Genomic DNA, 16,375 nt, shown 5'->3' with positions numbered 1-16,375 from the left:
GCAGGGCTACGCAGGGACCGCGTCGGGCTGGCGATCGGCGTGGGCCGCGGCGAAGGCGGGCAGCGCCGCGCAGGCCTCCTCGATCCGGGCCAGGGTCGGGTAGTCCGCGACGTCGATCGCGAAGCGACGGGCCCCGTAGAGCTGGGGCACGAGGCAGGCGTCTGCGACCGAGACCGCGTCGCCCACGCAGAAGCGGCCGGCCGTGTTCTTCGCCACCGCCTCGAGGGCACCGAGGCCGCGCCGGATCCAATGGACCGTCCACGCCTTCTCGTCCACGCCCAGGCCGAGGGAGACGAGGTGCTGCTGCACGCCGATGTTCTGCAGGGGCTGGATGCCCGCGTTCACCATCTCGGCGAGCTGCCTCGCCCTGGCGCGGGCGACCGGATCCTTCGGGAGGAGCGGCGGCGTCGGGTGGGTCTCCTCGAGCCACTCGATGATGGCGAGGGACTGCGAGAGCATCGTCCCGTCGTCCAGCTCGAGGACGGGCACCTGGGCCATCGGGTTCTTCGCGCGGTGGGCCTCGGAGTGCTGCTCGCCGCCGCCCCGGACCAGGTGGACGGGCACGTACTCGTACGCGAGTCCCTTGTGGGCCAGCGCGATCCGGACGCGCCAGCTCGCGCTGCTGCGCCAGTACCCGTGCAGCTTCACAGCGCCACCACCTTCTGCGCGATGGTGCCGAAGAGGTTCCGGCCCTCGGCGTCGCGCATCTCGATCTCCACCGTGTCGCCGATCTTCATGAACGGCGTGATCGGCTTGCCCTGCTCGATGGTCTCGATCATCCGGCGCTCCGCCAGGCAGGAGATCCCGCGGGCGCGGTCGGCGTTCGAGACGGTGCCGCTGCCGAGGATCGTTCCGGCGGTGTAGGAGCGGGTCTTCGCGACGTGCTCGAGGAGCTGGAAGAAGGAGAAGTGCATCTCGGCGGCGTCGGGATCTCCCGCGAGCGCGCCGTTGTAGTTGGTATGCAGGGGCAGGTGGACCCGACCGTCCTTCCAGGCGTCGCCGAGCTCGTCGGGCGTGATCGCGAAAGGCGAGAACGCGGTGGCGGGCTTGGACTGGAAGAAGCCGAAGCCCTTGGCGAGCTCGTTGGGGATCAGGTTGCGCAGGGTGACGTCGTTGGCGAGGAGCAGGAGCCGCACGTAACGACCGGCGTCCTCCGCTTTCACGCCCTGTGGGACGTCACCGAGGACCACCGCGACCTCGGACTCGAAGTCGAGGCCCCAGGACTCGTCGGCGAGGGGGATGGGATCGCGGGGTGCGAGGAAGCGGCTCGAGCCCCCCTGGTAGACGAGGGGGTCGGTGGTGAGCGTGGCCGGCGGCTCGGCGCCCCGCGCCTTGCGGACCAGGATCACGTGGTTGAGGAAGGCGGAGCCGTCGACCCACTCGTAGGCCCTGGGCAGCGGCGACTCCAGCATGGCGGGGTCGAGCGGGCTGCCGGCGATCTCGCCGGACTCCAGCTTCGCGGCGAGGGCCTCCAGGGCGGGGGCCACGCGCTCCCAGTCGTCCAAGGCGGCCTGGAGGTTCGGAGCGATCGCCCCCGCGTCGGCGTGGACCTGGCCGTCCCGGCGAACGACGACCAGCTTGCCGTCGCGGCTTCCATCACGAAGGGTTGCGAGCTTCATCGTCTCCTCGGAGCGAGCGGTTTGCGGCAGGTGCGCCGCCCGTCGCATTTCGGCGACCGGGCCCGCCCCTGTCAAGCCTGGCTGCCCGCTCACACGAAGCTGAAGGAAGCTCGAGCCGTCAGTTGACCTCGGTGGCGTTGGGGCCCTTGTAGGTGATCCGCGCGGTGACGCCGGTGGCCTGCACGCGCAGGTTCGCCTTCACCACCACGCCGGCCCGGAATCCATCCTCCCGCGTGCCGGTGAGGGAGAGCACCGCGTAGGTGTCGTCCCCGATCTCGTAGTGCTCCTCCACGTCGAAGCCCTTCGAGCGCAGCTCCTTGGTGTAGTACTCGATCACGGGCTCCTGCAGCCCATGCTTCTCGAAGAGCACCATCAGCGACTTCTCGTCGGGCGCCTTGCCGCGGTTGAAGCTGGTCGTGACGACGGCGCCGGGCATCACCGTGAACGGGAAGCCCTCCGGCACCGGGGCGCCCTGGCTGTTGACCATGAGCTCCCCGTCCTTGGAGTGGACGACGAGGGTCCGATCTGCCTTGCCGCCCGATCCTCCGACGGCCCGCGGTTCGGATGGCGAAGTGGAGGATCGACAGCCGGCCGAAACGGCCAGCGCGATCAACATGCCCGACGTGAAAACGATTCTGTTCATGGCCCTGCTCCCCCCTGCAAAAAACGGCGTTGAATCATAGGCCAAACGCCGCCGATCGGGGAGCCAAGGCTTTAGTCGAATCGAGCTCAACCACGAGTCATCAACAACGCGCCCGCCATTCCCAGGGCGCCGGCGGCAAGGCCGACGGCACATATGCAGAGCAGGAAGGCGAGCAACGGAAGGAAGATCACCGCAACCGCCCGGGCCCCGGTGGTGCGTTGCATGTGCTGGATGCCGACGATCTCGAGGACAAGGCTCCAGACGCCGGCGACCAGGGAGCCGATCCCGGGGACGACGGCGAAGATCGACGGGCCCAGCGAATACGCGATCGCGCGGAAGGTGGCTTCGAAGCCCCGCTTCCCGCAGCCGAGGATGAGACAGCAGAGGTGAACGACGGCCGCGACGCACCAGATCGCGATCGCGAAGAAGAACGGGCCGAGGACGATCTGGAGCCCGGGAGGGACGGGCGAGGATTCGTGGTTCGGCACGAAGAGGAGGTTCCAGAGGCCGGTCGCCAGCGTGCCGATGGTGCCGAAGATCATGGCGTAGGCGAATGCAGGCCCGACGCCCGCCGGCGCCAGGTTGGCGAAGAACTCCGCCGGACGGAAGGTCGCGTCCTTCCACGTCTCGAAGAGCGCGGGGAAGAACCCCATCCCGTCGCGCCGCTCCCAGGGCGTGGGCGAGGTGATTCTCCCTCGGTCGCCGCCCGGAGGGCCGCCTTCCCCACCTTCGGAGCCGGCGACGTGCGAACCGGCTTCTCGTTCGCCGGTCGGTCCCGCGTGAGAGCCAACGGCGCCGGCCGGGGCCTCACGGTGGCCGGCCGGGGCGCCGGAGGGGCCCTCGTGGGGAGCGGCGGCCTCGTCCCGTGGCGCGGCCGGCTGCGGGCCGCGCGATCCGCCGGTCGAAGACGAATCGGGCTCCGGCAGGTCCAGCTCCGCGCCGCAGCGGATGCAGAACTGCCTGCCGTACCGATCGCTCTCGAACGTTCCCTGGCACCAGGGGCACTTGACCTGCATCGCAGCCCTACCCTCTCGTCGTGCGCAACCCGCGCCCGGTATCCGCCCGCGTCAGGCGTCGATCGGGGCCGGCGACGGCGTCGCGGTGGGCGCCTGCTCGATCCGCATCCCGTAGAACGATCGCCAGACGAAAACCAGCGATGCCGCGAAGAAAATCGCCGCGAGGGTCAGGCTCAGCCCCCGGTTCAGCTCGACCGCCAGCTCGACGGCCATGAGGCCGAAGAGCGAGGAGAACTTGATCACGGGGTTCATGGCCACCGACGAGGTGTCCTTGAACGGATCGCCGACCGTGTCGCCCACGACGGTCGCGGCGTGGAGCGGCGTGCCCTTCGCCTTGAGCTCGACCTCGACCACCTTCTTGGCGTTGTCCCAGGCGCCGCCGGCGTTCGCCATGAACATGGCCTGGAAGAGGCCGAAGATCGCGATGCCGATGAGGTAGCCGATGAAGAAGAACGGCTCCAGGCAGCCGAACGCGAGCGTGCTGAAGAAGATCGTGAGGAAGATGTTGACCATCCCCTTCTGCGCGTAGGTGGTGCAGATCTCCACGACCTTCTTGCTGTCCTGGACCGAGGCCTTCTCCGCGCCGTCGAGGCGGATGTTCCGCTTGATGAACTCCACGGCCCGGTAGGCGCCCGTCGCCACCGCCTGGGTGGCTGCGCCGGTGAACCAGTAGATCACCGCGCCGCCGGCGATCAGGCCGAGCAGGAACGGCGGGTGCAGGATGGAGAGCTTCTCGAGGCCGGACGTGAGCCCGCCGGTGAGCACCATCACGATCGAGAAGATCAGCGTGGTCGCGCCCACCACCGCGGTGCCGATCAGCACCGGCTTGGACGTGGCCTTGAAGGTGTTCCCTGCCGAGTCGTTCTCCTCGAGGTAGTCCTTCGCCTTTTCGAAGTTCGGGCGGAAGCCGAACTCCTTCTCGATCGAGGCCTCGACGCCGGGGAGGGTCTCGATGAGGGAGAGCTCGTAGACGGACTGGGCGTTGTCCGTGACCGGGCCGTAGGAGTCGACCGCGATGGTGACAGGGCCCATTCCGAGGAAGCCGAAGGCCACGAGGCCGAAGGCGAAGACCGTCGGCGCGAGCATGTGCTCGCCGAGGCCGAGGCTGCTGATCCCGTAGGCGATCGCCATGAGGCTGACGATGACGAGGCCCATCCAGTACGCGCTGAAGTTGCCCGCGTTGAAGCCGGCGAGCACGTTTAGCGATGCCCCGCCCTCGCGGGACGCGGTGACCACCTCGCGCACGTGGGCCGAGTCGGTGGAGGTGAAGGCCTTCACCACCTCGGGGATCAGCGCCCCCGCGATGGTGCCGCACGAGAGGATCCCGGCCAGCTTCCACCAGAGGCTGCCGTCGCCCAGGCCGCCGATCAGGAGGTAGGAGAGGACGAAGTTCCCGGCGATCGAGACCAGCGAGGTGAGCCAGACGAGGGAGGTGAGCGGCGCCTCGAAGTTCATCTTGTCGGCGTTGCCGTATCGCCCCTTCGAGAGCATCGCGTTGATCGCGTAGGACGCGGCCGACGAGACGATCATCAGCGCCGCGACCGCGAAGATCCAGACGAGGAGCTGGACCTGGACGCTCTGGGCGGCCACCGCGAGGAGCACGAAGGAGAGCAGGGCGACGATGGTGACGCCGTAGGTCTCGAAGCCGTCGGCGGTGGGGCCCACCGAGTCGCCCGCGTTGTCACCGGCGCAGTCGGCGATCACGCCGGGGTTCCGCGCGTCGTCCTCCTTGATGTTGAAGATGATCTTCATCATGTCGGAGCCGATGTCGGCGATCTTCGTGAAGATGCCGCCGGCGATCCGCAGCGCCGATGCGCCGAGGGAGGCGCCGATCGCGAAGCCGATGAAGCAGGGGCCGGCCCAGTCGCCGGGGATGAAGAGCAGGATCCCGAACATGAGCACGAGCTCGATGCCCAGGAGCGACATGCCAACCGCCATGCCGGAGCGGAGCGGGATCTCGAAGGTGGGGAACGGCTTCCCGCGGAGGCCGGCGAAAGCGGAGCGCGAGTTCGCCCAGTTGTTGATGCGCATGCCCAGCCAGGCGACGCCGTAGCTTCCGGCGATCCCCAGGAGGCTGAACAGCAGGATCACGACCACCTTCGCGACGCCCAGCCGCTGGATGTAGCCGAAGTAGAACGCGATGATCGCGCCGACGAGGAGCTCGAGCTTGAGGATGAAGCGGCCCTGGGTCTGCAGGTAGGTCTTGCAGGTCTCGTAGATGAGCTCGGAGATCTCGAGCATCGCCTTGTGGGCCGGGAGCTTGCGGACGCTCGCAGCCATGGAGAGGCCCATGACGACGCCGAGGGCCGCGATGACGAGGCCGGCCCAGAGGAACCCGGTCCCGGGAATCCCGAGGATCCGAACCGAGTCGAAGTCCGGAAGGGCCAGGGTTGCCTCGCTTGCGCGGGCGTTCGAGGCAGCGAAGAGGGGGAGCAGGAGAGCGGCGGCGGAAGCGAGGCGGGCCGCGGCGGTTCTGCACGAGAAGGGGAAGCTCGAGCGATGCATGGGGCGGGTGCTCTCCTACTGTTGCGGTGAACGGGAAGAGAACTGCAGCTGCAATGGCGTCGTGCGGTGAAATTCGTATCACGACAGCGGAAACGCCGTCCAGGCAGCGCTCAGAGCGTATGAAGGAGTCGGTTCCGCAGAAGCGGGCCCGATCTCACATCAGGTATCCGCCGCCCGAGCCGCGGGAGACCTGCAGGAGCACCTGAGCGACGGTCTCCGAGACCCACTCGAGGCGTCTCACCGGCCGCGTCTCCTCGAGGAACTCCTGTCGGAGACGGTGATCGACCAGGACCGCTGCTCCCACGAGGTCGGCGAGCTTCCCCGGATCCGACTCGCGCACGCATGCTGCCGCGAGCGGGGCCGCCGCGTTGTCCGGAAGCACCGCCGCGAGGTCCACCACGAGCTGACGCAAGGTTCGGCTCGCCGCCAGCAGCGACTCGCGCTCCCCCGGGATCGAGACGTCCTCGACGGGGACCGCGCGCACGCGGCGGAAGGGGAGTCCCGTCTCGAGCTCCTCGATCACCCGCGCACGTGTGACTCCGTGTACGAGGATGTTATACCGACCGTCTGGAAGACACTCGGCCGACTGAATGTAGCCTGCGCCGAGGGATTCGACGATCGGCGGGCGTCCCTGGTACGAAGCCTCCCAGCCCGGCGCAAGCAGGGCCACGCCCAGGACGCGATCGCCTGCGAGGGCGTCGGCGATCATGCGCCGATACCGGGGCTCGAAGACATGGAGCGGAAGGTGGCCTCCGGGGATCAACACCGACGACGGCAACGGAAAGATCCGCAGCTCGTCGAGACCCTCCAGAACGGCGCGCCGCTCGTCCTGATCGTGCTCCCCCACGCAGCCCCCCGGTGACGGTTCCGGTCGCGCCGCCTGCTGCGGCATGCGCCGAACGCGCCGTTCGTACAACATGCGCCTGGATCTGAAAAGGCCCCGGCGTTCGGAAATCCCGGCCCTCGGTCGCCCGAAACCGCCCCCCGGGCGAGCCGACACCGGATCCGTTGATTTTCATCGGTGCCGGACGACGAAGGCCGCTCGGTCCATGACGGACGAGCGGCCTTCCAATCGTCGACCCGAAGGCCGGCCCCGATTCGGCGATCAGCCCTCGGAGTTCTCGGCCTTGGCGGGAGCAGAGCCTGCGAGCACCGCGAAGTTGATGTTGAAGTACCCCGCCTGGTTGGCGCTGTACATCACCTTCTTGATGATCTTGAAGGGCACGCCCTTGTCGGCCTGGATGTTGATGTCACCCTTGAACTCGCCGGAGGCGCCGGCCTGACGAAGGACCTCGAAGGCCTTCTTCTGGTCCCGGAGCTTCTCCTCGAGCGGCTGGATGTTCCAGAGCTCCTCGCGCTCCACGTCCGAGACCTGCGCGATGAGGGCACCCTCGACCGAGATGTCCTCCTGGGAGACCTGGATCACCGGGGCGCGATCGAGCTGCTCGTAGTGGGCGGCCTCCGGCATCCTGATCTTGTCGGTCAAGAACAGCAGGTCGCCGTCGGCGGAGAACTGCTGAATCAGGAAGACGACCATCAGCACGAAGATGTCGATCATCGAGGTCAGGTTGAGCTCGAGGTTCGTGTTCCTCTTGCCCTTCGAGAACTTCGAGCCGAAGACCTTCGACTTGCTGAGACGCTTCCCCGGTCGCTTCCCGGGCTTGACGATGATGACGTGCTCAGTGGCGCGAGACATGATCGATCCTTCTTCCTAGCCCAGGGCCGCGGTCACGGAGACGTCGGGCAGCTCGGCTTCCATGCACTTGTCCACCACCACCACCAGGTGCTGGTACTGGACGGAGTCCTCGGCTGCCACGGTGATCGCCCGCTGATCCGGGTTGTCCTTCTTGATGGCCTTCAGCTTCTCCACCAGCTTCGCGGTGTCGTACTCACCGTCGCCCTTCTTCGGGATCTCGACCGCGTCGGATCCGGCCCTCAGCATATAGCCGCGGTCCGTAACCTCGAGGTTGAGCTGGAGGGTGGGCTTGGGCGGTTCCGCGGAATCGGAGGGCCCGGTCGGCGCCTGCGCGACCTGCAGCTTGCCGATCTCCGTCCAGACGGCGGTCATCATCAGGAAGGTGATCATCATCGCCAACATGTCGATCATCGGCACGAGGGGGATGACGAGGTCGACCGACTTTTTGCCGCTGCCGCCGCCGCTATCAACGCTTACGCCAGCCATGGTTCCTCACTTCTTCCGAGAGCCCCGCTCCGCGAGCACGGCTCCTGATTGGACTGCTTCTTCCACGCTCCGGTTCCACGTGCGGACCCTCGACGAGTCTCGGGTCCGCACGCTCGGAGATCGGGGTCGAATCAGTCCAGGTTCTCGATGTTGGCCGGGATCTTCATCTTGTCCTTGTTGGCCACAACGAGGTTGAGGAGACCGACCGAGGTCTCGTTGATGTCATCGAGCATGTGCTGCGTGCGGCCCTGGAGGACCGAGAACGACAGGAGGGCGCCGATGGCGATGATCAGCCCGAAGCCGGTGCAGTTCATCACGTGCGAAATACCGGCGGAGAGCAGAGCGGCCTTGTCGGCAGGGTTCGCGGCGCCCACGCCGCCGAACACCTCGATGAGACCGTAGATGGTGCCGAGAAGACCGAAGAGCATGGCGGCGTTCGAGAACATCGCCAGGTAGGCGGTGCGCTTCTCGATTTTCGGCGCCTCGCGGAGCATCGCCTCGTCCATCGCAGCCTGGACCTCTTCCGGGCCCTTCGGCACGTTGATGAGGCCGGCCTTGACCACCGCGGTCAGCGGGGTGCGCTTCTGGCCCGCGACGAAGCTGATCGCCTTGTCGAGGTCGCCAGCGTAGATGTGCTTCTTGAGGCCGCGGAGGAAGGCCTCCTTGTCGATCGACGCCTTGCCGAAGAGGACCATGAAGCGATCGACGGCGATGGCGACCACGAACACGCCGCAAGCGGCGATCGGGTACATACCGAAGCCGCCTTCCTCCCACCGACGCGCGAGGGTCCCGAACATCCCCTCCCCAGCATCCGATGCTGCGAGCACCGGCAAAAGGCTACCAAGCAGACCCATTTGTACGACCTCCGAACATCCCCCCGGCCTCTATGGCAAGGGGTCCACCGCGCGCAGGAGTCGGGCGGCGGAATCCTGGTGGAACCTCGAAAATCCCAAGATGGAGCGAGCGCTCGATCCTGCGATTTCCGAAGCGAGTCTTCAAAAATGCGCTGGACCGTAGCACCGGCTTTCCTGGACTGTCAAGCAACGGAGAGGTCGGTTCCAACGCACGATTTCCCAGCAAATTCGATCATCTGCGCCGCGACGCGGCAATCGGCTGCCCGGATCCGCCGGGCGCCCTTCAACCTGAAATCCTTGGGTTGCGAAGTGTCCCCTGTAGGCGCCCCGGGCGCAAGTAGGGATCCGCAGATCGTGCTTCACGGGTGCTCGCACGGGCGCGGCGGAGGTCGGCTCTCCGACGAGGACGAGCGGCCGCCGGGCGGAGCCGCCGTCCCCGGGAGACGGATCGAGCTCCGACCGGACGCGCTGGCCGCCGCGCGATCGCGCGCTCACTCGTCGCGGGAGGCGCGATCGAGGTCGACGATCCGCGTGTCGCCGACGTAGGGCGCCGTCTCGTAGCGCATGAGCCGCCCGAGCTTGCGGACGATCTCCGCCATACGCTCGGCTTCGCGGTGGATGATCGCGACCTGGTGGGACGCGGGATCGAGCTCCGAGACCTTGCGGTTGAGGAGCTCCGCGTATCCCATCACCGCGGTGAGCGGCTGGTTGAGCTCGTGTGCGGCGGCGCCGGCCAGCTCCACGATCATCGCCTGGCGGGCGGCCTCCTCCTGCTGCTCGCTCATCTGCGCCTGGAGCCGCTTGCGCTCGGTGACGTCGCGCACCGAGAAGAGCACGACCTCGTCGCGCAGCCGCGCGCCGCTCACCTCGAGGTACACCTGGTGTCCATCGAGGCGCCGCACCTCCATCCCGACGTCCCGGACCTCCTCGCCCCGGGCCATCTTCCGGATGAGCTCGGCGCAACGCGGCTCGTCGATACCGGTAAGGAGGCTCGAGAGGCGCTGGCCACGGACCCGATACGCCTCGAGGTCGACGATCCGGAGCGCAGCCGGGTTCACCGAGAGCACGCGGCCGTCCCGTGCGTCGACGAGCGCGATCCCCTCGGAGACGTGCTCGTGGATCTCCTCGAACTGGCGCAGGTCGCGGAGCTTGTCCTCGGCCTGATCGATCCGGACCCGGATCTCGTCCACCGAACGGGCGTTTCGGAGCGCGACCGCGGTGGCGTTCGCCACGGTGGAGGCGAAGTCAATCGCGCGGGAGGAGATCGCGGGCGACGCCGAGCGGAGGAAGAGCACGCCGAGGAGCTCGCCCTCGAGGGCCAGCGGCAGCACGGCCAGGGCCCCGAGGCCCGCCGTCGCGATCGCGTCCTTCACGGGATCCAGGAGGGGGTGGCGGCCGGCGTCCTCGAGGACGACCGCGCGCCGGGTGCGCAGCGCTTCGCGGATCTCCGGGTAGCGCGCGAGCTCGAGCCGCCTGCGGACGATGCCGGGCTCGTCGCTGGTGGCGAGCACCGTGCCGTTGGCGCCCTCGGGATCGGTGAGGACGAGGGAGCAGCGGACGAGGTCGAGATCCCGGGCGAGGCGGCGGGTCACGTCCTCGAGGAGCGCCCCGGTGTCGAGGGCGCCGGCGAAGGAGCGCGTGAGATCGACGAGCGCGACGAGATCGCGTTCCCGTTGCGCGAGCTCGTCGCGCAGCTCCCACGCCCTGCGCTGACCGAGGACGCGGGTGGCCAGCTCCCGATCGAGGAACTCCTCACGGATGAAGTCGTCCGCTCCGGCTCCGACCGCGTCGCGGATCGCCGCCTCGTCGCGATCCCCGACTAAGGCGATCACGGGGGCCTCGGCCCAGCGGGGATCGCAGCGCAGCGACGCGAGCGTGCCGGCGCCGAAGGGGCCGCCGAGCCTCATGTCCAGGAGCAGGACGGCGCCGGGGGCCGAGGCGTTCGCGAGCCCGTCGCGCTCGACGGTCGTCAGGTCGAGGCCGTCGCGCTCCGACGCGAGGAGCACCCGCGCAGCGATCTCCGCGCGGTCGGTGCAGACCAGGAGCTGCAGGCGCTTCGGCTTCGGATCGGAGATTCGCTCGTCGCTCACGGAGCAGACTCTACCACCCTTGTCCACACGGAGAGAAAGGGGGGGCCTGTGGATCGACGGCGCTCGGAGCGTGAGAAGCGCTTCTTTTCGTCTGCTTCGCCTCCGACCCCGCGAGGACAGCCGGATCAGCGGCGGCTGGCGAGCCAGGCCGCCAGGGCCTCTTCGCGCACGATGCGGGCGGGCACGTCGTGGCGGCGACCGGCCTCCACGCAGTCGTCCCACTCGGGCGCACCGTTGAACACCGTCTCACCGGTGAAACCGACCTTTACCTGGACGACGCCGAAGCGGGTCTCGACCGGCTCGAAGCGGCGATCGAGGATCTCCCGCGCGACGGCGTGGTGGCGGACGCCGAGCGTGGGCGTCTCGCGGAAGAGGACCTCCGTCACGCGGGCGCGCCGGGCGGACGGGACGAGCAGCCCCAGCAGGTGGGCGGGCCGGCCCTTCTTCATGGTGACGGGCGCGATCCAGGCGTCGAGGGCGCCGGCCTCGAGTCCTGCCTCGAGGGCGCGGGCGAGCACCTGAGGGCTGGCGTCGTCGAGGTTGCACTCCATCACGAGCAGGTCGTCCTGGCCGCCGGCGTCCCGCGCGAGGACGGCGCGGAGCACGTTGGCCGCGTCGTCGAAGTCGCGGTGGCCGATGCCGTAGCCGACGCGCTCCGGGACGTACGCGGTCGTGGGCGACCCGACCGTGGCGACCGCGAGGATCGCGGCGCCGGTGGGCGTGGTCCGCTCTCCCGGCCCGGACGGCCGGACGGGGCGCCCGCGCAGGAGCTCCAGGGTCGCGGGGGCGGGAACGGGGATCGGGCCGTGGCGGGTCTGGGCGATGCCGCCGCCGACCGGAGGCGGAAGCGTGTGGACGCGGTCGACGCCGAGCTCGTCGAGGGCGATCGCCACGCCGACCAGGTCGACGATCGAGTCGACGGCGCCGACCTCGTGGAAGTGGACGTGGTCGGGGGTGGTGCGGTGGACGCGGGCCTCGGCGATCGCGAGCCTCTCGAAGAAGCCCAGCGCGAGCTCCTCCGCCCGGGGGCGGAGGGAGGCGCGGAGGATCAGCTCGCGGATCTCGGGCCAGGAACGCTCGTGTTCGTGGGCGCTCTCGTCGACGCGCACGTCCACCCGCGTCCCGCCGATTCCGCACTTCTCGGCCTGGGTGACGTCGAGGGACCAGCCGTGCAGGCCGAGGCGCGCGAGGCCGCCGCGGATCACGTCGGCGGGCACGCCGAGGTCGATGAGGGCGGCGAGGCTCATATCGCCGGAGCAGCCGCCGACCGGCTCGAGGAGCAAGAACGAGCTCATTTCACTTCCTGTTGATCATCGCGGCGTAGAAGCCGGCGCCGAAGCCGTTGTCGATGTTCACCACGGCGACGTTGGAGGCACACGAGGTCAGCATCCCGAGCAGCGCGGTGACGCCGCCCAGCGCGGCTCCGTACCCCACGCTGGTCGGCACCGCAACCACGGGGACGCCGACCATGCCGGCCACGGCGGTGGGGAGGGCGCCCTCCATCCCGGCCACGGCGACGACCACGCTCGCGCCCGCGATCTCCTCGCTGCGGCGCAGCAGGCGGTGGATTCCGGCGACGCCCACGTCGTGGATCTCGCGCACGGGGTGGCCCGCGACGGCGAGGGTGACGGCGGCTTCCTCGGCCACCGGGAGATCGCTGGTCCCGGCGCAGACCACCGCGACGTAGCCGCGCACCTTGGGCTTCGGCGCGCGCTTCGGCCGGTACATGAAGGTCCGGGAGAGCGCGTGGTAGGTCCCCTGCGGGATCGCCGCCTCCACGGTGGCGAGCTTCTCCGGGGCGAGGCGGGTCACGAGCAGCGGCGCTCCGCGCTCGACGATGGCCTCGGCGATGCCCGCGATCTGCGCCGCGGTCTTTCCCTCGCCGTAGATCACCTCGGGGAAGCCCTGCCGGAGCTGCCGGTGGTGATCGACGACCGCGTAGCCCAGGTCCTTGAACGGCAGCTCGCGCAGCTTGCCGACGGCCTCCTTGGTGGAGATCTCCTGGGACCGGACCGCCTCGAGAAGCTTCCGGAGCTCCCGCTCGTCCATCGCCTCCAACCTCCTTCGCGCCTGCTAGCGGCTGCCGATGCCGGCTACCCCAAGAGGCGGATCCATGCAACGGGCTTGGGTGTCGAGGAGGCCGCCGACGTCGAGGACGAAGACCGACCGGCCGCTGCCGAGGAAGGCGGCGCCGAGGATCCCCGGCAGGCGATCGAGGGGCGGCGAGAGGGGGCGGAGGACCGCCTCCTCTACCCCGAGGATCCGCTCGACCTCGAGGGCGACGCGGCCGGCCCCTGTCTCGAGGATCACGCGGATCCCGGCCTCCGATGACGGTCGGGACGGGGCGCCGACGAGCTCGGCCAGCGAGCGGACGATCGCCGGCTCCTCGAGATCGGCACCCGCGCCGATCACACGGGACGCGGGGAGGCCGAAGAGATCCTCTCCGGCGCCCACGACGAGGAGGCTCGCGGTCGCGACGCCGGAGGGGAGCGTGAGGGTGAAGCGCGTCCCCTTCTCGGGCTCCGAGTCGATCGAGAGCGTGCCCCCGAGCCCCTCCACGGCGGTGGCGACCGCGTCCATGCCGACGCCGCGGCCGGCGTTCTCCGTGACGCCTCGCGCGGTGGAGACGCCCGGCATCAGGCAGACCCGCAGCCGCCCCTCGCGCGTCATCGCCGCGGCAGATTCACGCGTCATCTGGCCGCTCGCGATCGCCTCGGTCTCGAGGGCTTCGACGTCGATGCCCCTGCCGTCGTCGGCGAGCTCGATCGCGACCCGGTCGCGGTCGCGCCGGATCGCCAGGTGCACGAGGCCGATCTCCGGCTTGCCCTTCGACAGCCGCTCGCCGGCGGGCTCGATCCCGTGGACGACGCAGTTGCGGACGAGGTGGCCCAGGGGATCCGCGAGCTCGTCGATGACCGCGCGATCGAGCTCGGTCTCCTCGCCGGCGACGCGCAGCTCGACCCGCCGCCCCTCCGCGAGGGCGACGTCGCGACAGAGCCGGGTCAGCCGATCCACGAGGCGCGAGACGGGCGTCAGACGCGCGGTGAGCACCTTGGCGTGGAGGCGCCGCGCCAGGCGCTGGAGGCCGTCGAGCTCGTCGTCCAGGCGGCTCCTCCTGCCGTCGGCGGATCGGCCCAGCTCTCCCAGGCGAGCCGAGGCGAGGAGGAGCTCGTCGACCTCGTCGAGGAGGTCGTCGAGCGCGTCGGTCCGGATCCGCGTGGTCGCCGCGAGGGCCGGCAGCGGGGGCCCACCGGATGGCGGGAGCTCCGGGGCCTCGGCGTAGGCCAGCACCGAGTCCAGGTCGGGGAAGTCATCGACCGCGTCGTCCGACGCGACCATCTCCCCCAGCCGGCGGCTCACGGCGAAGAGGAGCTCGACGGTGCCGGGCGCGAGCACCTCCCTGCTCCGGAGCTTCTCGAGGAGCTCCTCCAGGCGATGGGCGAGGCTGGCGATCGGAGCGAGGCCCATGGCGGCCGCCAGGCCCTTGATCGAGTGGGCGTGGCGGAAGATCGCGTCGAAGGTCTCGCCCGGCGGCTGCCGTTTCGTGGCGCCTTCCCGCTCGATGGCGAGCAGGGCCCGATCGAAGCCGCTCAGGTGCTCAGCGACCTCGGCCTCGAAGAGCTCCCGGTACCGGGAGAGATCGGGCCTCATGTGCGGCGACCGAGGAGGCGCTCCACGTCCGCGACGAGCGCATCGGGCGCGAGTGGGGTCGCCTCTCCGTCGCCGGCGAGGCCGATCACCTCATCCACGAGGAAGCCGACCGCCGCGCGCTCGAGCAGCACCATCCGCGCCTCGGAGCGATCCGCCCCGGCAGCGGCGCATCCGAGGAGGCCGGCGAGATCGACGAGGGCGGCGAGCCTGCCGCGGTGCTGGATCGCGCCGAGCACCGGAGCGGCGGACCTCGGGATCCGGCTCGCGATCGCCGGCGGCGGCGCCACCTCTCGCAGCGCTGCGACGGGAAGGGTGAACACCCGGTCGCCGGCGCGAAACCGGAGGTGAGCTCCTTCCCCGGTGCTCAACGGAGCCTGAACCTCGCGACCACGGTCTGGAGCTCGATCGAGAGCTGGGCGAGGGTCTGCGCCGACGCCGCCATCTGCGACATCGCGCCGTTCTGCTCCTCGATCGCGCCCGCCACCTCCTCCGTGGAGCGGGCGTTCACCCGGACCACCTGCTGGATGTCGCGGATCGCGCGCACCATCTCCTCGGAGCCGCGCCGCTGCTCCCGGGCCGCGCCGCTGATCGACTCCACCTTCTCGGCGCCCACCTGCGCCGCCTGCCCGATCTCCTCGAGGGCCCGCAGGATGATGGCGAGCTCCGCCCTGCCCTCCTCGAGCTCCCCGATGCCCTCGCGCATGGCGAAGACCACCGACGACGAGCGGGTGTCGAGGTCGTGGGCGAGCTGGCTGATCTGCTCGGCGGAGCGGTTCGACGACTCCGCGAGGGCCCTCACCTCGTCGGCGACCACGGCGAAGCCCCTGCCGTAGTCGCCCGCCCTGGCGGCCTCGATGGCCGCGTTGATCGCGAGGAGCTTGGTGGCCTGGGCGATCTGGGTCATCGCCAGCACGACCTTGCCGATCTCGTGGGTCTTGTCCCCGAAGGCGAAGACCTGGTCGGACGCCGCCTCCACGCGGGCGAAGACCTTGTGGATCTTCTCGCCGGCCAGGCGAGCGGCCTCGCCGCCGCCCATGGCGGCACGCGTGGTCTCGGACACCGAGCGCGCCGCGTCCTCGGCGGACGAGGCGGTTCGCTCGAGGGCCGCGGCGATGCGCGAGATGATCCGGGAGGCGTCCTCGACCAGGCGGTCCTGCTCGCCGGCCCCCTTCGCGATCCGATCGATCGAGACGGCGATCTCGTCCGACGACGCGCTCACCTCCTCCGCGGAGCGCTCCAGGCCCGACGCCGAGTCCGCGACGCTGTGGGAGGTCCGCTGGATGTGGCCCACCAGCTCACGCAGGCTCTCACGCATGGTGAGGAGCGAGCCGGCCAGCTCGTCGATCTCGTCCGGGAGCGTCGCTCGGCCACGGACGGTCTCGCGGGGGAGGGAGAGATCGCCGTGGGCGATCTCGAGGGCCGAGCGCCGGAGCACCGGCACCCGGGCGATCCCCGCCACCACGTAGGTGAGGAGGGCGCCCAGGAGCATGCTGCTGACGAGGGCGAAGAAGGCGATCGCCCCTGGCGAGGTCCCGACGAGCCACTCGACCAGGCCCCCGCGCCCCAGGGCGAAGAGGGCGAGGCCCAAGGGGAGGAATGCGAAGAAGAGCTTGCTCTGCAGCGGGACGAGGAAGGGCCTACGAGGCTCGGCGGGAGCGTCCCTGCCCCGCGTTTCGGCGCGCGCCGCGTCCCGATCCGCGGCGGGTTCGGGATCGTTCGCGGCTGGGCCGGAGGCATCGTCGGGCTGGCCGGGTTCCACCTGGAGAGCGGTTCGCATGGACGGGAGAGCCTACGCCAGCCCGCGAGCCGGAGGCG

The 16,375-nt window shown here is 69.8% G+C and carries 15 protein-coding genes; all 15 read right to left on the bottom strand.

Annotated features, from left to right (window positions below):
- Nucleotides 1-6: 6 nt before the first annotated feature.
- Nucleotides 7-648 (bottom strand): maleylacetoacetate isomerase, encoded by a 642-nt coding sequence (gene maiA, locus AKJ08_RS16850; protein WP_050727138.1) that lies wholly within the window; start codon nt 646-648, stop codon nt 7-9.
- Nucleotides 645-1,619, bottom strand: coding sequence for a fumarylacetoacetate hydrolase family protein (locus AKJ08_RS16845; RefSeq protein WP_050727137.1), 975 nt, complete (start codon nt 1,617-1,619; stop codon nt 645-647). The genes maiA and AKJ08_RS16845 overlap by 4 nt, the downstream gene beginning before the upstream one ends.
- Before the next feature lie 118 nt (nt 1,620-1,737).
- Entirely contained in the window at nt 1,738-2,262 is a 525-nt protein-coding gene (locus AKJ08_RS16840) for a hypothetical protein (RefSeq protein WP_050727136.1), read from the bottom strand.
- A gap of 86 nt (nt 2,263-2,348) precedes the next feature.
- Nucleotides 2,349-3,278, bottom strand: coding sequence for a YIP1 family protein (locus AKJ08_RS16835; protein WP_050727135.1), 930 nt, complete (start codon nt 3,276-3,278; stop codon nt 2,349-2,351).
- 51 nt (nt 3,279-3,329) lie between these two features.
- Nucleotides 3,330-5,783: a sodium-translocating pyrophosphatase gene (locus tag AKJ08_RS16830; RefSeq protein WP_082343297.1), complete on the bottom strand. Its 2,454-nt coding sequence runs from the start codon at nt 5,781-5,783 to the stop codon at nt 3,330-3,332.
- Between the two features lie 154 nt (nt 5,784-5,937).
- Nucleotides 5,938-6,702: an LON peptidase substrate-binding domain-containing protein gene (locus AKJ08_RS16825; protein ID WP_082343296.1), complete on the bottom strand. Its 765-nt coding sequence runs from the start codon at nt 6,700-6,702 to the stop codon at nt 5,938-5,940.
- Nucleotides 6,703-6,888: 186 nt separating this feature from the next.
- A complete protein-coding gene (locus tag AKJ08_RS16820; RefSeq protein ID WP_050727133.1) occupies nt 6,889-7,479 on the bottom strand; it encodes an ExbD/TolR family protein in 591 nt (196 codons plus the stop codon).
- Between the two features lie 15 nt (nt 7,480-7,494).
- The gene (locus AKJ08_RS16815) at nt 7,495-7,965 is read right to left on the bottom strand and encodes an ExbD/TolR family protein (RefSeq protein ID WP_050727132.1); all 471 of its coding nucleotides are present in this window, start codon (nt 7,963-7,965) and stop codon (nt 7,495-7,497) included.
- A gap of 131 nt (nt 7,966-8,096) precedes the next feature.
- Nucleotides 8,097-8,762 carry a MotA/TolQ/ExbB proton channel family protein gene (locus AKJ08_RS16810; protein WP_050727131.1) on the bottom strand — a complete coding sequence of 222 codons (666 nt, stop codon included), beginning with the start codon at nt 8,760-8,762 and terminating at the stop codon, nt 8,097-8,099.
- A gap of 548 nt (nt 8,763-9,310) precedes the next feature.
- Nucleotides 9,311-10,909, bottom strand: coding sequence for a PAS domain S-box protein (locus AKJ08_RS16805; RefSeq protein WP_050727130.1), 1,599 nt, complete (start codon nt 10,907-10,909; stop codon nt 9,311-9,313).
- A 125-nt stretch (nt 10,910-11,034) separates the two neighbouring features.
- Nucleotides 11,035-12,204: a nickel pincer cofactor biosynthesis protein LarC gene (larC, locus tag AKJ08_RS16800; RefSeq protein WP_050727129.1), complete on the bottom strand. Its 1,170-nt coding sequence runs from the start codon at nt 12,202-12,204 to the stop codon at nt 11,035-11,037.
- Between the two features lies 1 nt (nt 12,205).
- Nucleotides 12,206-12,958 carry a nickel pincer cofactor biosynthesis protein LarB gene (gene larB / locus AKJ08_RS16795; RefSeq protein ID WP_050727128.1) on the bottom strand — a complete coding sequence of 251 codons (753 nt, stop codon included), beginning with the start codon at nt 12,956-12,958 and terminating at the stop codon, nt 12,206-12,208.
- 24 nt (nt 12,959-12,982) lie between these two features.
- The gene (locus AKJ08_RS16790; protein WP_050727127.1) at nt 12,983-14,560 is read right to left on the bottom strand and encodes a chemotaxis protein CheA; all 1,578 of its coding nucleotides are present in this window, start codon (nt 14,558-14,560) and stop codon (nt 12,983-12,985) included.
- On the bottom strand, nt 14,557-14,928 hold the full coding sequence (locus tag AKJ08_RS16785; RefSeq protein WP_082343295.1) for a chemotaxis protein CheW: 372 nt from the start codon (nt 14,926-14,928) through the stop codon (nt 14,557-14,559). Before AKJ08_RS16785 ends, AKJ08_RS16790 begins: the two co-directional genes overlap by 4 nt.
- Nucleotides 14,925-16,337 (bottom strand): methyl-accepting chemotaxis protein, encoded by a 1,413-nt coding sequence (locus AKJ08_RS16780; RefSeq protein ID WP_050727125.1) that lies wholly within the window; start codon nt 16,335-16,337, stop codon nt 14,925-14,927. Before AKJ08_RS16780 ends, AKJ08_RS16785 begins: the two co-directional genes overlap by 4 nt.
- Nucleotides 16,338-16,375: the final 38 nt, after the last annotated feature.

Source organism: Vulgatibacter incomptus, assembly GCF_001263175.1.
In the GTDB taxonomy this organism is placed as follows: domain Bacteria; phylum Myxococcota; class Myxococcia; order Myxococcales; family Vulgatibacteraceae; genus Vulgatibacter; species Vulgatibacter incomptus.
The sequence above is the reverse complement of the archived record's forward strand: the minus strand, read 5'-3'. Positions and strand labels throughout refer to the sequence as shown.